Here is a 22,399-nt window from a genome sequence, read left to right on the forward strand (position 1 = left end):
GCAGGTGGACCAGGCTCTGGCGTAGAGGCCACAGTCCTCGCCGTGCCAGATGTCGATCCGACTCAGCCTGTCGTCGGATGAACGCCACGTTCCCGCGAACCCACTTGCGACACACAGGGCGGATGCCTGTTTCGCCGAGGTGAGCGTCAGCAGGGCGGAGAGGGAGAGCGTCAACGCGGCCGTCAGGAACAAGGCCGTCATCTGGCGGAGCGGACGGCGGACCGAAGAGGCGTGTGTCATCGTGAACCTCCGGTAGCGGGGGGCAGCGCGCGGACGGTCGCCTCGACCGGCAGTCCCGTGCAGCCGGAACGACAGCGGAGTCCTGATGGTCTCGACGACGTCTCGATCCGCGGTGCGCCGCACATGCGGGCCTGCACTCGTACCAGGTGCCCCCTACCTCTTCCAGACCAGCACTCCTGGATCCTGCCCGCAAGTGGGGATGCCGCCTTGCACGCCGTTCAACGATGCAGGCGATCCACTGTGGAGCGGTCAACGAGTCTCGTCGTCGAGTCGGCTGCCCGCAGGGGGCGTTGCCCGGTCCGGCGGCACCCGGTCGTCCGGGGCCGCCGGAGCTCCCCTCCGGGTGGGCCGGCGCCTCAGGGCCGGCGGGCGTGGAGGGCGTGGGCGCCGAGCGCGAGGGGGGTGTGGCCGGCGAGTTCGAGGCCGTGCTCGGCGAGCAGACGGGCGTAGTGGTCGGCCGTACGCTCGCGTCCTCCGGTGTTGCACATCATGTGAAGGTCCCACGCGGTGGCGAGCGAGGGTGCGGTGTCGGCCGGCAGGAGGCGTTCGACGATGAGGAGGTCCGCGTGCCGGGGCATGGCGTCGGCGCAGTGGCGCAGGATGCTCCGGCAGCGGTCGTCGTCCCAGTCGTGCAGGACCCGGGAGAGGAGGTAGACGTCGCCGCCCGGGGGTACGTCCGCGAAGTCGCCCGCCCGGTATCGGCACCGCTCGCCGGCCCCGGCGGCGGCCAGGTACGTGCGCGCCGCCGCGAGCACCTGAGGGCGTTCGAGGAGAACGCCGCGCAGGGTGGGGTGGGCGGTCAGGATGCGACCGAGGAGTTCTCCGGTGCCGCCGGCGACGTCGACCACCGTGCGAGGGCGGCCGGGGGCGGTCGCGGCGGCGGTGAGGACCGGGTGCGCGGGGAGAAGATCGAACATGACGGCGCTCGACGCCATGGACTGGTCGAACAGGGTGGCCAGTTCGGGGTCGCGGGCGAAGTGGTCGAAGTGGTTCTCGCCGTGGAGGTGCTCGAAGCCGGGTCGTCCGCTGCGTACGGTGTGGGCCAGGTGGGCGAAGGACTCGTAGAAGGGGCCGCCGTACATCAGCGCCAGAGGCCGCATCGATCCCGGGGTCTCCGCGTCCAGAAGCGCGCCGACGCCGGTGAGCCGGAATCCGTCGGGGCCTTCGGAGACCACGCCCAGCATGGCGAGGTACCGCAGCAGGGTCGCCAGGCTCTCCGGGTGGGCGCCGACGGCGCGGGCCAGCTCCGCACCGTCGATCCCGGTGTGGCCGTTCATGGCTTCCGGCAGCCGGAGCCGCGCGCACGCCGCCAGGGCCTGGGTGGTCCAGGCTCCGGTCAGCAGCCACAGAAGCGTTTCCGCCGGCTGCGGTCCGCCTGGCGGTCGTGGGTGCCCCGCGGAGGCGAGAGGCCGGCCGAGGTGCTCCGTCAGTACGTCACGATGGTCTCCGCCCGCGTAGAGCTCGACGCGTCGGTACGCCGTCTTCGTGTCGGCGGGGGCGGTGAAGTAGAACACGGTGCCGTCCTCGTGCGGGTTGTACCCGCCTCCGTCGGCAGCCGCTCCGTGCCGCGCGAAGCTCGCCAACAGCCCCCGCAGCACCAGCGGGTCGGGCCGCGCGACGTCGAAGGCGAGGTGCGCCTCGTGGTCCAGGCCGCGTTCCTCCTCGGCGATCCGGGACAGTCCGGAACCCGGTGGCACGGTCAGCGCGAACACCTCGACCGCCCGGCGTTCGTCCGCGGGGCCTCGGACCACGGGACGGAGGATCCTCACGTCGAGATCCGCGGGATCGCGGCGGTGGCGTGCGGCGAGACGGTCGCGCACGACGACGCTGGGCTGCGCCTGCCCGTCCGCGGACAGCCCGCACGCCGCCAGGTCCGTCCGGAGCCCGTGCTCGTCGGGAGGGAACACGAGCACGGCGGCGTGCGCGAAGCGGCACTGATCCGTCAGTGCCCGCAGTTCGGGACCGTCGAGTCCGGGCAGCACGCGCGAGAGCAGGACGGACGTGTCCTGCTCCCGGACGAATCCGGCCGTCGCGCTCAGCCGCTCCGCGTCGTCGCCGGCGTTCGCCCGGATCGGTGCCGTGGGTGCCGTGGGTGTCGAGGGTGTCGTGGGCGGCCTGGTGGCCGACGCCGTGGTCGCGGGCATGGTGAAGCGAGGTTCGGAACGCATTCCCTGTCCGTGGGTGAAGGAGGAAGCCCGGGCCCGGACCCCCGGAGCTTGCCCGTGCACGGTGCACGGGCAGCCCGGGGCCTGGCCCGGAACGGGACGCAGAGGAGGAGAAGGAGGGGAACGGTCAGATGCCGACGTAGTTCTCGGCGAACCAGTCCTGTTGGGTGCGCGAGGTGCGCAGCGAGGCGAGGCGGGAGCGGCGCAGACGCTCCTGGAAGGGGGAGGCGCCCTCGGAACCCGGGGCGGCGTGCAGGAGGCGGATCATCCAGTGCGAGAACTCCTGCGCACGCCAGATGTGCGCCAGGCACCGCTCCGAGTAGGAGGCGAGCGGCTCGGGGTCGCCGTGAGCGAGGGCGCCGGTCAGGGCCTGGGCAAGGATCTCCGCCTCCAGGACCGCGAGGTTCGCGCCCTTCGCGGCGGACGGGCTGATCAGGGCGGCGGCATCGCCCACCAGGAACAGTGAGCCGTGTCGCAGCGGTTCGAGCACGTCGGACTCCAGGTCGACGACGGCGCGCTGGACGATCCGGCCGCGCAGCAGGTGTCCGTATGCGCTCGCGCGCATGCGCAGGTCGAGTTCGTCCCAGACGCGGTCGTCGCTCCAGGCGTCGGCCTCGGTTCCGCTCTCACACTGCAGGTAGTAGCGGGTGATCTCGGCGGAGCGGGCCATGTGCCCGGCGAATCCCCGCGGGTGGACCGCGTAGCCCACCGCGTCCAGGCTCGGCGGCGCCTCGGCGAGCAGCCCCAGCCAGGACACACCGTGGTCGCGGTGGTGGCGGTGGACCGCGCCGGGCGGAAGCGAACGCCGCCCCGCCCCGTGGCGGCCGTCGCAGGCGGCGACGTACCGTGCCCGCCAGCGGCCGGGGTGCCCGTCCGCCTCCCGTACGGTCACCGTGGGCGCGGGGCCGTCCGCGTCGGACACGACGACCGCCTCGGTGTCGAAACGGATCCGCCCTCCGGCATCGATGAACTGCGCCAGCAGATCGGTGACCAGTTCGTGCTGCGGATAGACGGTGTGCGGGTCACCCCTGCCGAGCCGTCGGTAGTCCAGGCGGAAGCGGCCGTCGTCGGTACGGAACTCGCAGACGCCGTGCTCCTGCCCGCGCCGGCGCAGCCCCTCGTCCAGGCCGTTGCGTTCCAGGATCCGCACGGTGTGCGCGGCGAGGAAGCCCGCCCGCGCCCGCTTCTGGACGTGGTCACGGCCGGCACGTTCGAGCACCACACAGTCGATGCCGCTGCGCAGTAAGAGGTTCCCCAGGACCAGGCCGGCCGGGCCGGCCCCGAGGATGACCACATCAGCCGAGTCCTGCGCGACCCGGGCGTACTGACTCTCTGTCACAACAGTGGATCTTAGGCACTCAAAAATATGCGGATGACCGCATATCACCCGAATGCCGCATGATGCGAAAAGGATTCTCCCCTCGCCGGGGGCGAAGCGGTTCCGAACCCGGGACCCGTGAGGCCTGCGACCGAGGCCGTCCCCCTCCCACGGACGCCGTGTGCGAGCGACGGCCGCGCCGCTCGGGCACACGGGCCGAGGCCGGCCGGGTCCGCGCGCCCGACGGCTGCGGTCGCGGCGCCGCCGACCACGTCGACGCGCCTGACCTGGGCTCCTGCCCGTCAAGCGGCTCGCCTCGTGGACGCCGCCGGCCGGCTGCCCGATCATGCCGCCCGGCGCCCGGGCCGGTGCGAGGCCGGACCGCGAGACCGGAGGGCGACGGTGTTCTAGCCTGGAAGGACACGCAGCCCGCGGAGGCGGGGACCTTCCGTTCGTCCGGCGTTCCCGTCGTCCGGCCACCCGCTCCCGGGCGATGCGTCCGATCGGCGGGTGAGATCAATGGGCGGCACGGCCGGCACGGCCGGCGACGGAAACCACCACGACGTGATCGTCGTCGGCGCACGCTGTGCCGGCGCACCGACCGCGATGCTCATGGCTCGTCAGGGTCACCGGGTTCTCCTGGTCGACAGGGCGACGTTCCCGAGCGACACGATCTCCACGCATCTGATCCATCCCCCCGGACTGGCCGCGCTGGACCGGTGGGGACTGCTGGAGCAGGTCGTGGCGAGCGGGTGTCCTCCCATCGACACGTACGCCTTCGACCTCGGACCGTTCTCCATCGTCGGGTCGCCTGCCGGCGAGGGGTTCGAAGCCGCGTACGCGCCGCGCCGCACGGTCCTCGACAAGATCCTCATCGACGCCGCCGCGGAGTCCGGTGCGGAGGTGCGCGAGGGCTTCACGGTGGAGGAGCTCCTGTTCGACGGAGCGACCGTGACCGGGATCAAGGGGCACCGCAAAGGCGGCGACACCACCGTCGACCACGCCCGGTTCGTCGTGGGCGCGGACGGCGTCCACTCCTCCGTCGCGAGGGCGACGCAGGCCGCCGGCTACGCGGAGAAGCCGAAGATCAACGCCTACTACTACGCGTACTGGGCCGGCCTGCCCATGCACGGCACCTACGAGGCGTACGACCGCGGCGACCGCGCCTGCGCCGCGTGGCCCACGAACGAGGACCGGACGATGGTCGTCTGCGGCTGGCCCATGCATGACTTCGAGGCCAACCGCGACGACGTCGAGGGCAACTTCCACGCCACGCTGGCTCGTGCTCCGGCGCTCGCCGAGCGGGTCGCCCGGGGCACCCGGGCGGAGCGGTTCGTGGGGACGGCCATCCCGAACTACTTCCGTACCCCCTACGGTCCCGGCTGGGCCCTGGTCGGCGACGCCGGATATCTGAAGGACCCCATCACCGCCCAGGGCATCCAGGACGCGTTCCGCGACGCGGAGCGGTGCACCCGCGCACTCGACGACGTGCTCACCGGCCGCCGGTCCTTCGACGAGGCGATGCGGGCCTGGCAGGAGGCGAGGGACGCCCAGGTCATGGGCATGTACGAGTTCACGGCCCAGTTCGCGACGATGGAACCGCCACCCCCGGAGATGCAGCAGCTGCTCCTCGCCGTGTCGCAGAGCCCCTCGGCACGCGACGAGTTCGTCAGGGTCACGGCGGGCATGACCCCGCCCGAGGAGTTCTTCGGCCACATGCAGGAACGGATGAGCCACCACCGGGCGCCCGACGCGGCCTGATCCCGGCACTCAGCTGGGCGCCAGGATGGCTGCGGGATGTGGCAGAGCCCCCTCGGACTGAGGCAGCGCCCTCCCTCAGGGAACCTCCGCCCAGCCGTTTCGCATGGCGTGGGCTCCGAGCTGCATCCGGGTCCTGACTCCGGCCAGGTCCATGAGGTGGCGCAGGCGCCGGTGCAGCGTGCGCGGTGACAGGCCGAGTTGGGTCGCGGCGGTCAGGTCCGTCAGGCCGGCCAGGAGCAGGGCGAGGATCCTTCGGTCGAGGTCGGTGGGGCCTTCCGCGCCGACCTCGACCGTGGGAGCGGCCTCTCCGCCGGTGCCCGCCAGTTCGATGGGGCGGGCGGTGCGCCAGACCGTCTCGAAGAGTGCGTCCAACGCGTCCAGGAGACCGCTGCGGTGCAGCAGCACCGCGCCGGGTTCCCCGGCCGCCGTGACCGCGAGCGGGACGAGGCCGAGGTCGGCGTCGGCCAGGACGAGTTTCATCGGGAGCTCGTCGGCGACACGCAGCTGCACGCCCTTGGCCAGGGAGGCGATCGCGTCGTCGATGATGCCGGGTTCCGCCAGTACGGCCCGGTCCAGCACGGCGCGGAAGTGCACGCCCCGGCCGATGGCCACGGGTTCGGCCGTGTTCTCGTCGGGCGGCAGGGCGACGAACGGCGCGGTGATGAAGGAGCGGACCTGCGTGCGGGCCGCCTGCTGCACCTGGAGGAACCGGTGCCGGATGGCGTCGACGCCCGTGACGACTTCGATCAGGTCGCTGATGCTGCTCCCGGTCATCGCCGCCCGGTGTTCCTCGGCGAAGGTCACCAGGGCGTGCTCGGCCATCCGGAGCCCGTCGCGGCGCTGGCTGATGAGGGCGCCGAGCGCCATGGCCGGCGGCGCGGCGGTGAACCGCTGGTCCGCCGGCGACCTGGTCACGAGTCCCCACGAGACCAGGCGGGACAGGGCCTTGTCCACATGTGCGTGCGGGAGACCGAGCTGCTCGGCGAGCAGGGCGGCGAGGGAGCCGGGCTGTCCGAGCAGCGCCCGGTAGACGCGCTCGTCTTCGGGTTCGAGGCCCAGGACATCCAGCATCGGCGACCGACTCTCCTCCACTTGCCGCAGCGGGGAGAGTATGCGCCATGGCGGCAGACCCTGAATAGTCCCAGCTGGGAGCAGGTGGGAGGGGAAGGGCCCCGGGGAGTCGCCTCCCCGGGGCCCGACTGCGCGGTTCATCGCAGGCCGTAGGCCCGGATGATCTCGTTCTTGACGCTGAAGCCGCCGTCCGTCGCGGCGCTCGCGCGGACCGAGACGAAGCCGCCGGGCTTCTTGGCCGGCTTGAACGAACCCGTCCAGGAGCCGCCGGAACCCTTGGCCAGGGTCACCTTCTGCCAGGTCTTTCCGTCGTCGTACGAGACGTCCAGCTTGACCGTGGTGATCTTGCCCGGCACGGTGCCGCCGTCCATCGACACCGGCTTGAGCGCGATCCGCTGGGTCTCGTTGGCCTTGACGTCCCCGTGCAGGTCCGTCTCCAGCGAGTAGTCCAGGTTCAGCACCGAGAACCGCTCGAAGAAGTCCGAGTCGACGGTGTCGGACATGTAGGTCCACTCGGTGTGGGTGCGCGTCGAGAGCCGGAAGACGTCACCGGGACGCTCCACGTCGAGGACGGCGCGGTAGGGCAGGTTGCCCGCCGGAACCTCCACCCACTGCATGTCGCCGCTGACCGGGTTGTCGTGGATCAGCGTGTCGCCCTGGAAGACCTGCAGGTGGGACGGGGTCTCACCCCACGGCAGGTTGCCGCCCAGCCGCATGTTGTCACTGGAGGAGGCCCAGGCCTGGACGTTCCAGGTCATGTAGTTCTGCCAACGGGAGTTGTACACGCCGAAGGACTCGCCCTGGGCGGGCCGGGACAGGGGCGCGAACCAGTTGAGGCGGGTGGTGCTGCCCTTGGCGTACGTGTTGTCGCCCGACACCATCACCCAGGGCAGGGCGGTGTCGACGCCCTGCGCGTGGAACTCGCGCCAGACCTGGCCGGGGGTCACCCATTCGGTGCGGGTGCCGGGGTGCCATTCCATCTCGGGGAAGTTGAACGACGGGCTGAGGGTGAAGTCGGAGCGATAGCCCTCCGACAGCTTGCCGTCCGTGGCCGAGTAGTAGTGGGCGTCGATCCGGGCGAGGTCCCGCTGGGCCGGCTTGTAGACCAGGGGCCGGTTCGGCACCTGGCCGGGGTAGTCCCGGGTCAGGTCGTAGACGTAGGGCGTGTACTCGGTCTGCTTCACCGTCAGCTTGAAGACGCCGGTCTTGGCCATGGCGATGAGGCCCTTGCCCGCGTCACGGTGGACGGTGGCGACCGGGATGGCGGACTCGCCGACGTACTCCATCAGGCCGCCGACACCGTCGTTGACCACGATCAGTGCCTTCGCGCCAGCCGCGACCGCTGCCTCGGTGCGCTCCTGCGGCGAGACCTCGTCGCTGCGCTCGACGACGACGACCTTGCCCTTGGCGTCGACCTTCGCGTACGCCGCCACCGCGCCGTTGCCCGCGTAGACGGTGCTCAGCCGCTCCGTGCCGGTGCCCAGCCCGCTGCCCGCCTGCACCCGGGCGTCGAAGCGGACCCGGCCGTCCTGCGTGCTCAGGGCGAGCTGCGGCTCGCCCTTGCGCCAGCGGGTGACGAGCATGAACTCGCCCTGCTTCATCGCCTCGGTCGGCGCGACGTAGACGTCGTCGTACGTCGGCGGCAGCACGTACGCGCTGCGGTAGTCCATGTACGGGTCGAGGCCCTTGTAGTGGACGTTGAAGTCGACCTTGCGCTGGCGGTCCTCGGTGCGCTGCGGCGCCTCGGTCTGCAGCAGGTTCGCCTTGCTCGCGTCCAGGACCACGTCCGCGGAGCCGTCCTTGAGCACGGTCTCCGGGTCGACCAGCACGGCCAGACCCGAGCGGTCCGCCTTCTCGCCCGGCACGTCCACGTACGCCGAGACGGTGTACACGCCGGGTGCCATGCGCATGGTGGTCGAGCCGTCGACGTAGACGCTCCACGGCCAGAAGTCACCGGCGAGGTTGATGGAGACCTGGCCGGCGGCGGGCTTGCCGTCCCGGCCGACCAGCTTGATGTTCAGGTCGTAGCGCTCCTCCTCCTTGAGGAGCGCCACCGAGGTGCGGGTCACCGGCTTCCCGGTGGCCGCGTCGGTCGCCGTCACATAGCCGGTGTGCCGGCCCGCCGGGGCGGCCTTCGGGTCACCGGTCACCGGGACGGCGGCGGTGCCGCCCGCCGGGACGGTCACCGTGGTGGCTCCGAGCGTGAACGGTCCGCCGTCGTTGCTCAGCGCCAGGTTCAGCGTGACGTCGGCGGAACCGGTGTTGATGTAGGTCAGGTCCTTCGTGACGGCGGCGTCGCTCGGCTGGTGCGGCCAGGTGTGGTTGCCGAAGAAGAGCGATCCGGTGCCGCGGACCGTCGTGCGTACGGCGGCGGCCACGTCGAGACGGCCGGTGCCGACCTCGTACGGCGAGTACCCGCTGTCCAGGCCCTTCGCGGTGCTCATCAGGTGTTCCTTGAGCTGCGCGCCGGTCCAGTCCGGGTGCTGCTGGGCCAGGACGGCCGCCGCGCCCGCCACGTGCGGGGTGGCCATCGAGGTGCCGCTGATGGTGCGGTAGAGGCCCTCACCACCGCCGGTCATCTCCTGCGAGCGGGCCGCGGTGATGTCCACGCCGGGAGCCGCGATGTCCGGCTTCATGCCGCCGGAGTAGGCCAGCGGACCGGTGCTGGAGAAGTATGCGAGCCGGTCCTGCTTGTCCGTGGCGGCCACCGTCAGCGCCGAGGCGGCCGCGCCGGGGGCGGAGATGCTCTCCGGGCCCGCGTTGCCGGCGGCTATGACGAACAGCGTGCCGTACTGCGCGGAGAGCGCGTCGACCGTCTGCGACATCGGGTCGCTGCCGTCCGTCGGGTAGGAGTCGCCGAGGCTCATGTTGACGACGTCGGCACCGGACTCGGCGGCCCACTGCATGCCGGCCATGACCCAGGAGTCCTGGCCGGAGCCCTCCGCACCGCCGAGCACCTTGCCGACGAACAGGTCGGCGCCCGGGGCGACGCCCTTGTTGTCGCCTCCGGAGGCGGCACCGGAACCGACGATCGTGCCGGCCACGTGCGTGCCGTGCCCGTTGACGTCGGTGATGCCCTCCCCCGGCACGAAGCTGGCCGTGCCGTCGATCAGGCCGGCGAAATCGGGGTGGTTGACGTCGATGCCGGTGTCGAGCACCGCCACCTTGACGCCCTTGCCGTTGTACCCGGCGGCCCAGGCTTCGGGCGCGCCGATCAGCGGCACGCTCTCCTTGAGACTGGCCTTCACGCGACCGTCGAGCCACAGCTTCGCGACTCCCGCACCCAGCGTGGCGCTGCCCTGCGGCGCGACGGAGGTCCAGAACGTGCGGGCCTGCCGCTTCTCGGTGCTGAGCACCGAGCCGCGGATGCCCTTGAGCCTGCGGGTCAGCTTGCTGCCGCGGGGAGCCGTCGGCTCGGCGACCGCGCGGGACGTCGACGGGGCGTACGTCGCGATCAGCGGTACGGCGGCCGACTTCGCGTCGTCGTACCCCATCTCGATCAGGTCGGTGACGTTGAACAGCCGCCGGTCCAGCTTGGCCGCGCCCAGGAGCGGCGCGGCCTCGTCCGGTATGACGAACAGATCGCCCTTGATCTGCTGGATCTTGACGCCGCCGACGGCGCTGTCCGGCCGGTCGACCTCGGCGGCCTGCTTGCCGTCGGCCATGGTGGTGACCGTGACGACGTCGCCGGTGACCAGGGTGACCTTGTGGGTCGCCGAGGGCTTGGCGGGAACGGTGGGCTTGCTCGGGGCAGCCTGCGCGGGTGCCTGCAGAACGACGAGCCCCGAGGCCAGCAGGGGCACCGCGGTGGCCACCGAGATCAGCTGCCAGCGCCTGCGCCGGAAGGCGGGGAAGGAAGAGGGGGAGGACATGCCAAGGGTCTATCGACCGGTGAACGCCGCCGTGAAGGCCTCATGGCGGCAAGTCCTCGCCATGGCAAAGGTCTGCCAGCCGTGAACCGCGCGATACCGGGCGGAAAGACGCCGGACGGATGCGGGGTCGGCCGGCCGGAGGGGCGGCACGGGCCCTCTCGTCCGCCGACGTGCGCCGGGGGACGACGCGGGTCAGATTGGAGGTATCCGACCCGCCGGACGGAGACGTCCCGGCGGGCAGACGAGGTGGAGGAGCACGTGGCGGAGCCTGTCCGGACGGCGCACCCGAGTGCACCCGGCCGCCGAGGGGAGACACCCGGTGGCGGTCGGCCGGTGTGCGCCGCCGTCGTCGAGGTCGGCCGTCCGTGGCACCCGAAGAAGTGACAGGGGAGCCGGCCCGGCTGGTTCTGGTCGTCGGTGTCTCCGGGGCGGGCAAGTCGACGGTGGGCCGTCTGCTCGCCGCGCGTCTGGGCTGGGTGTACCGGGACGCGGACGAGTTCCACTCCGAGGCCAACCGCGCCAAGATGGCCGCCGGCCATGCCCTCACGGACAGCGACCGGCGGCCGTGGCTCGAAGCGATCGCGGAGTGGATGGACCGGACGACCGCGGCCGGTCAGCGGGCCGTCGTGGCCTGCTCGGCGCTCAAGCGCGGCTACCGCGACGAGCTGCTGGCAGGGCGCCCCGACGCTCTGCTGGTGTACCTGCACGGCTCGCCCGAGCTGCTGCGCTCCCGGCTGGCCGGGCGGCACGGGCACTTCTTCCCGGCGGACCTGCTGGACAGCCAGCTCGCGGACCTCCAGGAGCCGGAGCCCGACGAGCACCCGCTGGTGGTGGAGGTCGACCAGCCTCCGGAGGCCGTCGTCACCGCCACGCTGTCGCTGATGGGCCGGGAAACCGCTGTCGCGGCACCGGCGGAAGGGCAGCACGCGGAGCGGGCCCCGCACGCCGTGGTCCGCGACGGCTCTTCCACGTCCGCCGACCCCACGGGCGCGTCGTGGCGCCTGGTCCGGGGAGAGCAGAGCGCGGAGGTGGTCCAGCTGGGCGGCGCCCTGCGCGGGTACGCCGTGGACGGCCGGCCGCTGCTCGACGGGTTCTCCACCGGGTCCACCATCACGGGCGGGCGGGGGCAACTGCTCGTCCCCTGGCCGAACCGGGTGGGCGGCGGGCGCTACGACTTCGGCGGCAGAACGCTGCAACTCCCCCTGACCGAGGTGGAGAACGGCAACGCGATCCACGGACTCCTGCGCTGGACCCTGTGGCAGCTGCTGGCCCGCGCCGACGACGCGGTGATCCTCGGCACGACGCTCTGCCCCCAGCCCGGATATCCGTTCCTCCTCGATGTCCGGGTCGAGTACCGGCTGGGGCCCGACGGGCTCAGGACGGTGGTCCGGGCCACCAACACCGGTAAGGAGCCCGCGCCTTACGGTGTGGGCCAGCATCCCTATCTCACGGTCGGCACCGAGCTCGTGGACAGCGCCGTGCTGACCGTTCCCGCCCGGTACCTGCTGCGGACCGACGACCGGGGCCTGCCCGTCGGCCGGGAGCCCGTCGACGGCACCCCGTACGACTTCCGCGCCGCCCGCCCCATCGGCGACCTGCGGCTGGACACCGCCTTCACCGGACTCGACCGCGCCCCCGACGGCCGGGTTCTCGTGCGGCTGGCGCACCCCTCCGGACTGCGTGGCGTCGATCTGTGGCTCGGCGAGGGAACCCGCTACGTGCAGGTGTACACGGGCGACACCCTGGCCGAACCCGAACGGCGGCGACGGGGAGTGGCCGTGGAGGCGATGTCCTGTCCGCCGGACGCCTTCCGCAGCGGCACGGACCTCACCGTCCTGCAGCCGGGCGCGACCCACGTGCTCCGGTGGGGGCTGAGCCCATGGGGGTACGCGTGACACCGTCCGTGGAGCCGTCGGGGTCGGCTCACATGACCGCACACGATTTCCGTGTCCTCCACCAGCGTCTCCGGGACGGGACGGCGGGGCCGGCGGGGGACGGCCGGTGCGGCGCGCTGCGCCATCTGACCCCGGAACGGGTGGCGGCGGCCGTCGCGGAGGTCCGCCTCGGACGCAGCGTGTCGCTGGCCGCTCCGATCGAGACCGTGCCGGGCCCCGACGACCCCGAGCCCGCGGTGCACCGGATGACCGGACCGAGCCCGGGCGATCTCGGCTCGGACGGGCTGCACTTCGCCACGGACCGCTTCGCCATGAACGTCCACGGGGACGCGGACAGCCATCTCGACGCCCTCTGCCATGTGGTGTTCGACGGGGAGCTCTACGGCGGTGTGCCTGCGAGCACCGTGACGGCCGAAGGCGCCCGTGCGCTCTCCGTGGACGTGGTCCGCGACGGCATCGTCGGCCGGGGGGTGCTGCTGGACGTCCCGCGGCTGCGAGGCGTGCCCTGGCTGGAACCGGGCGACCATGTGACCTCGGACGACCTGACGGCCGCCGAGACCGCGCAAGGGGTCCGCGTCGGGCCGGGAGACCTGCTGTTCGTGCGGACGGGGCATCGTCGTCGGCGCGCCGCACTCGGGCCGTGGAACTCGGCCGAGGCACGCGCGGGTCTTCACCCGACGGCCATGGGGTTCCTGGCCGAGCGCGAGGTCACCGTCCTGGGCGGCGACGGCAACAACGACACCGCGCCCAGCGCGGTGGCGGACATCGCCTTCCCCGTGCACGTCCTGGCCGTCCAGGCCATGGGCATCCACCTCATGGACTACCTGGGGTTCGAGGATCTCGTCCCGGTCTGCGCGCGGGCCGGGCGCTGGAGCTTCCTGTGCGTGGTCGCCCCCCTGCGGCTGACCGGAGCCACGGGGTCGCCCGTGAACCCGATCGCGGTGCTGTGACCGCACGCGCGCCGGGACCGCCGCTCCGGTCGCCGTCCACGGGGAGGGCGGATACTTTCGAGGAAGGTGGGACCGCTGGGCCCTCGTCCAGTGGGGCGCCAGGTGCCTGACACTAGGTCGGGGCCATGATCCCAAGGACGGTGGTCGCCGTGGGCGACGCCCCTCACTACGACGTCATCATCATCGGCACCGGCGCCGGCGGAGGCTCGCTCGCCCATCGCCTCGCCCCCTCGGGGAAACGCGTCCTCCTGATCGAACGCGGCGGATACCTGCCGCGCGAGCGGGACAACTGGGACTCGACGGCCGTGTTCGTCAAGGGCAAGTACCGGGCGCCGGAGTTCTGGCTGGACAAGAACGGCGCCGAGTTCCCGCCCGAGGTCAACTACTACGTCGGCGGCAACACGAAGTTCTACGGCGCCGCCCTCTTCCGGCTGCGCCCCGAGGACTTCGGCGAGATTCGCCACCACGGCGGCCTCTCGCCCGCCTGGCCGATCCGGTACGAGGATCTGGAGCCGTACTACACGCAGGCCGAGCACCTCTACCTCGTCCACGGACGGCACGGTGAGGATCCCGGTGAGGGGCCGGTGAGCGCGCAGTACGCTCGTCCGCCGGTGGAGCACGAACCACGGATCCAGCAGTTGAGCGACGACCTGGAGAAGCGCGGCCTGCACCCGTTCCACCTGCCGATCGGTGTCGATCTCACTCAGGAGAACGGCGGGCGGGCCACCCATGCGAGTGTCTGCATCCGGTGCGACCGGGTCGACGGCTTCCCGTGTCTGGTGCGCGGCAAGTCCGACGCCGAGGTGATCTGCGTCGAGCCGGCGCTGGAGCACCCCGACGTCGAGATGGTCACGCACACCCAGGTGGTCCGTCTGGAGACCGACGACCGAGGGCGCAGGGTCAGCGCGGTCGTCGGGCGTCTGGCGGACGGTTCGGAGGTCCGGTTCTCGGCGGACGTGGTGGTCGTGTCCTGCGGGGCGGTCAACTCCGCGGCCCTGCTGCTGGCCTCGGCGAACGAAAACCATCCCGGTGGCCTGGCGAACAGCTCCGACGTGGTCGGCCGGTTCTACATGCGGCACAACAACCTCGCCCTGATGGCCGTGTCCAAGGAACCCAATCCCACCCGGTTCCAGAAGACCCTCGCCCTCAACGACTGGTACCTCGGCGCGGACGACTGGGACTACCCGCTGGGCGGCATCCAGATGCTGGGCAAGTCGGACGCCGAACAGATCCACGGCGAGGCTCCCCGGTGGGCCGGTGCGGTGACACCGGACATGCCGTTCGAGGTCCTGGCGCATCACGCCGTCGACTTCTGGCTGTGCGGTGAGGACCTGCCCCTGGCGGAGAACCGGGTCACCCTCGACGGAGACGCCCGCATCCGGCTCGCTCTCGACGAGGAGAACAACGTCGAGGGCCTGAAGCGCCTGAGGCACAAGCTGCAGGGAATGCTGGGCCACCTGGGCATGCACGAGCACCATCTGCTGTCCCGCAGCATCTACCTGCACAAGGGCATGCCGATCGGGGCGACGGCGCACCAGGCGGGCACCGTGCGCTTCGGCACCGATCCCGCGGACTCCGCACTGGACGTGAACTGCAAGGCCCACGACGTCGACAACCTGTACGTGGTGGACACGAGCTTCTTCCCGAGCATCGGCGCCGTCAACCCGTCGCTGACAGCCATCGCCAACGCCCTGCGGGTCGGCGACCATCTCCTCGCCCGGCTGGGCTGAGACCGCGAAACAGTCCGTCGGTCCGTCGGCGCCCGCCCCGTTCGTCCGTTCCTCCGTCGGGAGGAAGCTGCTCGGCCCAACGGCCCAGTGGGGACCCCCGAGAGGTGCCGGCCGCCGCATCCGGTGGTTGCGTGTCTCTGCCGGGCCGGCGCCGGGCACGGCGCGACCGCGCGCAGCGAGGAGGCACGACGGTATGGATTCGACCGCGGGTGCACCGGAGAGTGTGATCCCGGCACGTTTGCTGCACGGCCAGAAGGCTCTGGTCACCGGTGCCAACTCGGGCATCGGCAAGGCGACTGCCATCGGCCTGGGCCGAGCCGGTGCCGACGTGGTCGTGAACTACGTGGCGGGTCGCGAGGCCGCCGAAGCGGTGGTCGAGGAGATCGTCTCGTTCGGCGTGCGCGCCGCGGCGTACGAGGCCGACGTGTCCCAGGAGGACCAGGTCGTCGCCATGACGGAGCGGATGGTCGAGGAATTCGGGACCGTCGACATCCTGGTCGCCAACGCGGGACTGCAACGTGACGCCCGGTTCACGGAGATGACCCTCGCGCAGTGGCAGAAGGTCCTCGACGTCAACCTCACCGGTCAGTTCCTGTGTGCCCGCGAGGCGACCAAGGAGTTCCGGCGCCGGGGCGTGGTCCCCGAGGTCTCCCGCTCCGCCGGGAAGATCATCTGCATGAGTTCGGTGCACCAGGTCATTCCCTGGTCCGGTCACGTGAACTACGCGTCCTCCAAGGGCGGCGTGCAGATGATGATGCAGACCCTGGCCCAGGAGCTCGCGCCGGAGCGGATCCGGGTGAACGCGGTCGCACCGGGAGCGATCAAGACGCCGATCAACCGCTCGGCCTGGGAGACACCCGAAGCGCGGGAGGACCTCCTGAGGCTGATCCCGTACGACCGGATCGGTGACCCGGAGGACATCGCCCACGCCGTCGTCGCCCTCGCCTCCGACCTCATGGACTACGTGGTGGGAACGACCCTCTACGTCGACGGCGGCATGACGCTCTTCCCGGGCTTCGCCACGGGCGGCTGACCTTCTCCCGGCCCGTCACGTCCACGAACAGCGAAGGCTTGCATGTCCACCTCGCTCCACCTGCTGGCGGATGCCCCGGCCCAGCTCCTGCCGGCGCGGGAACTCATGGCCTTCACCCTGGCCTCCCACATCATCCTCGTGCCCCTCGGCGTGGCCTTTCCCCTGATCACCCTGGTCATGCACTACCGCGGGCTGCGCCGCAAGGACGCCACGGCACTGCTCCTGGCGCGGCGCTGGTCGGCCGTCATGGCGGTGCAGTTCGCCCTCGGCATCGTCACCGGCACGGTGCTGTCGTTCGAGTTCGGCCTGTTGTGGCCGGGCCTGATGGGGCGGTGGGGTGATGTCTTCGGCGTCGGATTCGGCGTCGAGGCATGGGCCTTCTTCCTGGAGGCCGTGCTCATCGCCATCTACCTGTACGGATGGCGGCGGCTGAAGCCGCGGACGCACTTCCTCCTCGGGCTGCCCCTGCCGTTCGTCGCGCTGCTCGGGGCGTTCGGCATCCTGGCCGCCAATTCCTGGATGAACACCCCCCAGGGCTTCTCGCTCGACTCGGAGGGCAACCCGGTCGACGTGAACGTCTGGAAGGCGATCTTCACGCCCATGTTCGGGCCGCAGTACTGGCACTTCGTCGTGGCGATGATCCTCACCGCGGGTTTCATGGTGTCCGGTGTCTACGCCATGGGCTGGCTGCGCGGCCGCCGGGACCACTACCACCGGCTCGGCTTCGCCGTTCCGTTCACCATCGCCGCCGTCGCCGCACCGGTGCAGTTCGTCCTCGGCGACTCCATCGCCCGGTCGGTGTTCCACAAGCAGCCGGTGAAGTTCGCCGCGCTGGAGATCGTCTGGAAGACCGACACCCGCGTGCCGGAGTACCTCTTCGGGCGACTGAACGAGGACGGGACCGTCTCCGGCGGCATCAAGATCCCCCTGCTCGACTCGGTGCTGGCCGGCTTCAGTCCGAACACCGAGGTGGTGGGACTGACCTCCGTCCCCGCGGACGAGCGCCCCAACGCGACGCAGGCGACCATCGCCCACTGGGCCTTCGACCTCATGGTCGTCATCGGGTCCGTGCTGGTGCTGCTCGCCCTCTGGTACGGGTTCGTCTGGCTGCGGCACCGCCGGCTGCCCGCCTCGCCGTGGTTCTACCGCTCCGCGGCCTGTGCCGGGGTCGCCTCCGTGGTGGCCGTCGAGTGCGGCTGGATCGCCACCGAGGTGGGGCGCCAGCCCTGGATCGTCTACCAGAACATGCGGGTCGCCGAGGCCGTGACGTCGACCCGCTCCACCAGCCTGTGGATCATGCTCGGCGTGGTGATGGTGGTGTACGTGTTCCTCTTCGGCTCGTTCGTCGTCATCCTGCTGAAGATGCGCACGCGTTGGCGGCTCGCCGACGAACAGCAGGCCGCGGCGGAGACGGACCGCACCCCGGAGGACGACATCCCCTACGGGCCGCGCGCCTCCCTGTCCGCGGGTGACGTGCCCGCCGCCGGCCGCGGGGGTGACCGCCCGTGATGGCCGACCTCATCGCCGTGGTGCTGCTCCTGGCCGTGACCGCGTACGCCTGCGCGGGTGGCACGGACTACGGGGCCGGATTCTGGGACCTGACGGCCGGCGGGACGGAACGCGGCCGGCGTCCGCGATGGCTCGTCGACCACGCCATGGCTCCCGTCTGGGAGGTGAACAACGTCTGGCTGATCTTCGTCCTCGTCATCATGTGGACCGGCTTCCCGGTCCTGTTCCAGACCGTGTTCTCCGCGATGTGGCTCCCGCTCGCCCTGGCCGTCGTCGGCATGGTCCTGCGGGGCGCCGGTTTCGCCCTGCGCAAACCCTCCCGGCGGCTCGCCGGCCGACGGCTGTACGGTGCCGTGTTCGCCGTGGCCTCGGTCGTCACGCCGTTCTTCCTCGGCGCCGCCGTCGGCGGGGTCGCCTCGGAACGCGTGGCGCCCGGCACGGAGGCCTCGGCGGACGTCTGGACCGGCCCGACCTCGCTCGTGTTCGGGCTGGTCGCCATCGCGACCACGGCCTTCCTCGGGGCGGTGTTCCTCACCGGGGACGCCCGCAGGTTCGACGCGCCCGATCTGGTCGGCTACTTCAGGCGGCGGGCCCTGGGCAGTCTCGCCGTGCTCACCGTCCTCGCGGTCGTCACCGGGTTCGTCACCCACGAGGACTCCCCCCACGTCTGGCACGGACTCACCCACGGCCTGGGGCTGCTCTTCGTCATCGTGGCCGGAGCGGCCGCCCTCGCGACCGCCTGGCTGCTGCTGCGGACACCGGGAACATGGGTACGCGTCACGGCGGTCGGAGTCGTCGCGTCCGCCGTCGTCGCCTGGGGCATGGCCCAACGGCCCTACCTGCTCCCCACCTCGCTGACCGTGGCCGACGCCGCGGGCGCGCCCTCCACGCTGACGTGGCTGTCGATCGTCACCCTGGTGGCCCTGGTGGTCGTCGTGCCGGCCGTGGTCCTCCTCTACTGGCTGGACGCCCGCGGCGAGCTGGCGGAGCTCACCGACGCCGAACTGCGCAGAGGAGGCGGCACCGCCGGCGACGGAACGGTACGCGACGGCTGATCGCCCGCACGTGCCCAGTCCGATCCCGTACGCGCCCGGCCCCCGAGGGAGGAAGCCGCTGTGACCGACGACGAGATCCTTCTCGGACTCGCCCTGACGGTGGTGCTCGCCACCGGCTCGCAGATCCTGGCGAGCAAACTGCGCGTCCCCGCCCTGATCATCCTGCTTCCCGTCGGGTTCGCCGCGGGCGCCGTGACGGACATCGTCCACCCGGACAAGCTGCTGGGGCCGGACTTCTCGAACCTGGTGTCGCTGTCGGTCGCGGTGATCCTCTACGACGCCGGTCTGGGACTCGACCTGCGCAAGCTCGCCCATCACACGCGGGGGATCGTGGGCAGGCTGCTCGTGTACGGCGTGCTGCTCACCTTCCTCGTCACCGGGACGGTGGCCCCGGCGATGTTCGGCATGCCCCTGCGGGTGGCCGCGATGCTCGGGATGATCCTCGTCGTCTCGGGGCCCACGGTCGTGGGGCCGATCCTCGACTTCGTGCGGCCGAGCGACAAGGTGCGGCGCATCCTGATCTGGGAGGGGACGCTGACCGATCCGATCGGCGCCATCCTGGGGGCCCTCACGTTCCACGCGGTCGCCTCGTCGCACCAGGTCGACATCGGCCGGGGCTACCAGCTGGGCCAGTTCGCCATCAGTCTCGCCTTCGGGCTGGCGGGCGGGGTGGTGGGAACGGCGCTGCTGTGGTTCACCCTGCGCACCCTGCGACTCGGCGAGACCCTGGGCACGCTGGCGCAACTCGCCATCGTGATCGGCGTATCGGCGGGCTGCGACGTGCTGCGGGACGACACGGGGCTCATCGCCGCGATCGTGGCGGGACTGGCCGTGGCCAACATCCGCGGCTTCGACATGCCCTCGCGCCGGCCCTTCTTCGAGACCCTGGTCCAGCTGATCATCGGACTGCTGTTCATCTCCATCTCCTCCACCGTCACCCCGGCGTCCCTCGTGCCGGTGCTCCTTCCCGCGCTCGGCCTGATCGCGATCCTCGTCCTGGTGGTCCGCCCGCTCGTGGCCTTCGGCGCCGCGGCGCACACGGACCTCACACGGGGGGAGCGCGCCTTCGTCGGGTGGATGGACCCACGCGGCATCGTCGCGGCGGCGACGGCGTCGGCCTTCTCCGCCGGCCTGGCCGAGCGGGGGGTGGCCGGGGCGGCGAAGATCCTCCCGGCCACCTTCCTGGTGATCGTGGGCACCGTCCTGCTGTACTCGCTGACGGCGGCGCCGATGGCGAGGCGCCTCGGCGTGGTCAAGGAGGAGGGCCGGCGCGTCCTCCTGGTGGGCGGCGATCCGTGGGTGGTCGACCTGGGACGGGCCCTGCGGTCCGCCGGCCTCGACGTGCTGATGTGGGCGGGACTCGACGAGGAGCGGGAGAGGATCAAGGAAACGGGCCTCGAACTGGCCAAGGGCGACCTGCTGGCGACGGCCATCAACCCCGGGGCGCGTCTGGAGGGTGTGACGGCCGTCTTCCTGGCCACCGACGACGACGACTTCAACGCGCTCGCGTCGATCGTGATGCAGGACAACGTCGAAGGGCCGGTCTACCGGGTGGGGCCGCCGCACGACAGCCACGGCGTGGTGGCTCCGTACACCGGCGGCGACATCCTCTTCGGCCGCTCGCTGGTCCGGCACGTCCTCGCGGAGCGCTACGGGCGGGGAGCCCGGTTCACGGTGCAGCCGGCCACCGCCCCGCTGCCGCCGGAGTACGACACCCTGTTCGTGGTGCGGGCGGACCACCGGCTGGATCCCGTCACGGAGAGGCAGGAGACCGTGCCGCGGGCCGGTGACACCGTCGTCCTCCTCGGACCGGCACCCACCACCACGCCTCGGTGAGGCGCGCGGCGGCGGTCCCGGGCGGGCGCCGCCGCCGCGCGCCCTACAGCATCGAGTCGAGGGTGATCGCCGCGTCGATCAGGGCCAGGTGGGTGAAAGCCTGCGGGAAGTTGCCCAGCTGGCGTCCCGTCAGGTCGATCTCCTCCGAGTACAGGCCCAGGTGGTTGGCGTAGGTGAGCATCTTCTCCAGGACCAGCCTGGCCATGTTCGTGCGTCCGGCCCGGGCCAGGGCGTCGACGTACATGAAGGTGCAGAGGGAGAAGGTCCCCTCGGAGCCGCGCAGCCCGTCGGGCGACGCCTCGGGGTTGTACCGGTAGACGAGACTGTCGCTGACCAGCTCACGCTCCATCGCGTCCAGGGTCGACTTCCACATCGGATCACCCGGCGTGATGAAGCCGACCGTCGGCATGCGCAGCAGCGCCGAGTCGAGCACATCGTCACCGTAGTGCTGCACGAAGGCCCGCTTTCCGGGGTCCCATCCCCGGTCGTACACCTGGGCGTAGATCTCGTCGCGCGCGTCCACCCAGCGCCCGCCGGCCGCCGGCCGGCCGTCGTCGGAGGCGATCCGCAGTGCGCGGTCGAACGCCACCCAGGACATCACACGGCCGTAGGTGAAGTCCTTGCGGCCGCCGCGTGTCTCCCAGAGGCCCTCGCCGGGCTGGTCCCAGTGATCGACCAGCCAGTCGAGCAGGGTGTGCAGCGCCTTCCAGCCCCCGTGGTCGAGATGCATGCCGTGCTCGTGCGCGAAGTAGATGCTGTCGAGCGCCTCTCCGTAGATGTCCAGCTGGAGCTGGTTCGCCGCGCCGTTGCCGATGCGGACCGGTGCGGAGCCGCGGTACCCCTCCCAGTGGTCCAGGGTCTCCTCGACCAGGTCGGCGGAGCCGTCGACCCGGTACATGATGTTCAGCGGTCCGGAGCCGTCCCTCTGGCCGGCGTCCTGCTTCACCCGTTCGTGCAGCCAGTTGATGAACGCGGACGCCTCTTCCGTGAAACCCAGGCCCAGCAGGGCGTACACCGAGAACGAGGCGTCGCGGATCCAGGTGAACCGGTAGTCCCAGTTGCGCTCTCCCCCCAGTTGCTCGGGCAGCCCGGCCGTGGGGGCGGCGACCAGGGCGCCGGTCGGCGCGTAGGTCATGAGCTTCAGCGTCACGGCGGAGCGTTCCACCGCCTCGCGCCAGCGGCCGGAGTAGGTGGACTGCCCCAGCCAGGAACGCCAGAAGCTGACCGTCGTGTGGAAGAGCCGCTCGAACTCCTCCAGGCGGACCTCGTGCGGAGGCCCGTCGGGGGCGGATTCCATGACCAGCCCGCGCTGCTGTCCCGCCCGAAGGCTCAGGGAGAAGCGCAGGTCGTCCCTGTCGCCCGGGAGGATGCTCAGCAGGTGCTCGTCCTGGGGCTCGCGGACGGAGTGGACGGCGAGATCCAGGTCTTCCGAGGTGAACAGGGCCCCGTGCTCCGTCAGGTGCAGTTCGTGCGGCTTACGGCCGTAGTCGAAGCGCGGAGCGATCTCCCCTTCGAACGTCATGCTGCCGCGTACGCAGCGGAGCATGCGGACGATGCGGTGCCGGGCCGTCGCGGTGGTTCCGGTCACCGGCATGAAGTCGACAACCTCGCCGGCCCCGGCCTCCGTCATGAAGCGCGTCACCAGAACGGCCGTGTCCGGGTGGTAGAGCTGTTTGGTCGTGTACGTGTCCGCGACCGGCCGCACGGTGAAGTGGCCCCCCTTGCGGCGGTCGAGCAGAGAGCCGAAGACGCTGGGTGAGTCGAACCGGGGGCAGCAGAACCAGTCGATCGTCGCATCGGTCGTCACGAGAGCCGCGGTCTGCAGGTCACCGATCAGACCGTGGTTCTCGATCAGGGGATAGTCGTCCATCGTGGGCCCCTTTCAGCCCCGGTCGACGACACCCGGGGCACCTGCACTCCGCGGGCGGGGTGGACCGGACGGCACGCGATCAGCTTAGGCGGAC

General features: G+C 71.4%; 13 protein-coding genes. 8 read left to right on the forward strand and 5 right to left on the reverse strand.

Annotated elements, in window-relative coordinates; translation table 11 throughout:
* Positions 1–596: 596 nt before the first annotated feature.
* Together ACE1OA_RS03080 and ACE1OA_RS03085 are read right to left on the reverse strand one after the other, a co-directional pair.
* Positions 597–2,408 carry a methyltransferase gene (locus ACE1OA_RS03080; RefSeq protein WP_432752201.1) on the reverse strand — a complete coding sequence of 604 codons (1,812 nt, stop codon included), beginning with the start codon at positions 2,406–2,408 and terminating at the stop codon, positions 597–599.
* Positions 2,409–2,532: 124 nt separating this feature from the next.
* A complete protein-coding gene (locus ACE1OA_RS03085) occupies positions 2,533–3,744 on the reverse strand; it encodes a 4-hydroxybenzoate 3-monooxygenase (protein ID WP_432752202.1) in 1,212 nt (403 codons plus the stop codon).
* Between the two features lie 498 nt (positions 3,745–4,242).
* On the opposite strand from ACE1OA_RS03085, the gene ACE1OA_RS03090 reads away from it, so the two are divergent.
* Positions 4,243–5,484 carry an NAD(P)/FAD-dependent oxidoreductase gene (locus tag ACE1OA_RS03090; RefSeq protein ID WP_356605266.1) on the forward strand — a complete coding sequence of 414 codons (1,242 nt, stop codon included), beginning with the start codon at positions 4,243–4,245 and terminating at the stop codon, positions 5,482–5,484.
* A gap of 75 nt (positions 5,485–5,559) precedes the next feature.
* Here the strand turns inward: ACE1OA_RS03090 and ACE1OA_RS03095 are convergent, their stop codons facing one another.
* Both ACE1OA_RS03095 and ACE1OA_RS03100 read right to left on the reverse strand, forming a co-directional pair.
* Positions 5,560–6,555: a helix-turn-helix domain-containing protein gene (locus ACE1OA_RS03095; RefSeq protein WP_432752203.1), complete on the reverse strand. Its 996-nt coding sequence runs from the start codon at positions 6,553–6,555 to the stop codon at positions 5,560–5,562.
* A 137-nt stretch (positions 6,556–6,692) separates the two neighbouring features.
* Positions 6,693–10,427 (reverse strand): S8 family serine peptidase, encoded by a 3,735-nt coding sequence (locus ACE1OA_RS03100; protein WP_432752204.1) that lies wholly within the window; start codon positions 10,425–10,427, stop codon positions 6,693–6,695.
* A gap of 365 nt (positions 10,428–10,792) precedes the next feature.
* On the opposite strand from ACE1OA_RS03100, the gene ACE1OA_RS03105 reads away from it, so the two are divergent.
* The 7 genes from ACE1OA_RS03105 to ACE1OA_RS03135 all read left to right on the forward strand — a co-directional run bounded on the left by ACE1OA_RS03105 (position 10,793) and on the right by ACE1OA_RS03135 (position 20,435).
* The gene (locus ACE1OA_RS03105) at positions 10,793–12,322 is read left to right on the forward strand and encodes a gluconokinase, GntK/IdnK-type (RefSeq protein ID WP_432752205.1); all 1,530 of its coding nucleotides are present in this window, start codon (positions 10,793–10,795) and stop codon (positions 12,320–12,322) included.
* 32 nt (positions 12,323–12,354) lie between these two features.
* A complete protein-coding gene (locus ACE1OA_RS03110) occupies positions 12,355–13,272 on the forward strand; it encodes a cyclase family protein (RefSeq protein ID WP_432752206.1) in 918 nt (305 codons plus the stop codon).
* Positions 13,273–13,397: 125 nt separating this feature from the next.
* Complete coding sequence (locus tag ACE1OA_RS03115) at positions 13,398–15,002, forward strand: GMC oxidoreductase (protein WP_432752207.1); 1,605 nt, start codon at positions 13,398–13,400, stop codon at positions 15,000–15,002.
* Between the two features lie 193 nt (positions 15,003–15,195).
* Positions 15,196–16,035 (forward strand): SDR family oxidoreductase, encoded by an 840-nt coding sequence (locus ACE1OA_RS03120; RefSeq protein ID WP_384874981.1) that lies wholly within the window; start codon positions 15,196–15,198, stop codon positions 16,033–16,035.
* A gap of 42 nt (positions 16,036–16,077) precedes the next feature.
* Positions 16,078–17,544, forward strand: coding sequence for a cytochrome ubiquinol oxidase subunit I (locus ACE1OA_RS03125; RefSeq protein ID WP_356605232.1), 1,467 nt, complete (start codon positions 16,078–16,080; stop codon positions 17,542–17,544).
* Positions 17,544–18,599, forward strand: a complete 1,056-nt coding sequence (locus ACE1OA_RS03130; RefSeq protein ID WP_432752208.1) for a cytochrome d ubiquinol oxidase subunit II — start codon at positions 17,544–17,546, stop codon at positions 18,597–18,599. The genes ACE1OA_RS03125 and ACE1OA_RS03130 overlap by 1 nt, the downstream gene beginning before the upstream one ends.
* Before the next feature lie 60 nt (positions 18,600–18,659).
* Complete coding sequence (locus tag ACE1OA_RS03135; RefSeq protein ID WP_432752209.1) at positions 18,660–20,435, forward strand: cation:proton antiporter; 1,776 nt, start codon at positions 18,660–18,662, stop codon at positions 20,433–20,435.
* A 43-nt stretch (positions 20,436–20,478) separates the two neighbouring features.
* Here ACE1OA_RS03135 and ACE1OA_RS03140 read toward each other — a convergent pair whose 3' ends face one another.
* Positions 20,479–22,305 (reverse strand): glycoside hydrolase family 15 protein, encoded by a 1,827-nt coding sequence (locus tag ACE1OA_RS03140; protein ID WP_432752210.1) that lies wholly within the window; start codon positions 22,303–22,305, stop codon positions 20,479–20,481.
* Positions 22,306–22,399: the final 94 nt, after the last annotated feature.

Origin of the sequence: Streptomyces sp. JL2001, assembly GCF_050917515.1 — a bacterium.
Taxonomy (GTDB): Bacteria; Actinomycetota; Actinomycetes; order Streptomycetales; family Streptomycetaceae; genus Streptomyces.

Coding starts and splice junctions, on each gene's coding strand:
- ACE1OA_RS03080 (WP_432752201.1), bottom strand. CDS start 2,408: ATGCGTTCCGAACCTCGCTTCACCATGCCCGCGACCACGGCGTCGGCC.
- ACE1OA_RS03090 (WP_356605266.1), top strand. CDS start 4,243: ATGGGCGGCACGGCCGGCACGGCCGGCGACGGAAACCACCACGACGTG.
- ACE1OA_RS03095 (WP_432752203.1), bottom strand. CDS start 6,555: ATGCTGGATGTCCTGGGCCTCGAACCCGAAGACGAGCGCGTCTACCGG.
- ACE1OA_RS03100 (WP_432752204.1), bottom strand. CDS start 10,427: ATGTCCTCCCCCTCTTCCTTCCCCGCCTTCCGGCGCAGGCGCTGGCAG.
- ACE1OA_RS03110 (WP_432752206.1), top strand. CDS start 12,355: ATGACCGCACACGATTTCCGTGTCCTCCACCAGCGTCTCCGGGACGGG.
- ACE1OA_RS03115 (WP_432752207.1), top strand. CDS start 13,398: ATGATCCCAAGGACGGTGGTCGCCGTGGGCGACGCCCCTCACTACGAC.
- ACE1OA_RS03120 (WP_384874981.1), top strand. CDS start 15,196: ATGGATTCGACCGCGGGTGCACCGGAGAGTGTGATCCCGGCACGTTTG.
- ACE1OA_RS03125 (WP_356605232.1), top strand. CDS start 16,078: ATGTCCACCTCGCTCCACCTGCTGGCGGATGCCCCGGCCCAGCTCCTG.
- ACE1OA_RS03130 (WP_432752208.1), top strand. CDS start 17,544: ATGGCCGACCTCATCGCCGTGGTGCTGCTCCTGGCCGTGACCGCGTAC.
- ACE1OA_RS03140 (WP_432752210.1), bottom strand. CDS start 22,305: ATGGACGACTATCCCCTGATCGAGAACCACGGTCTGATCGGTGACCTG.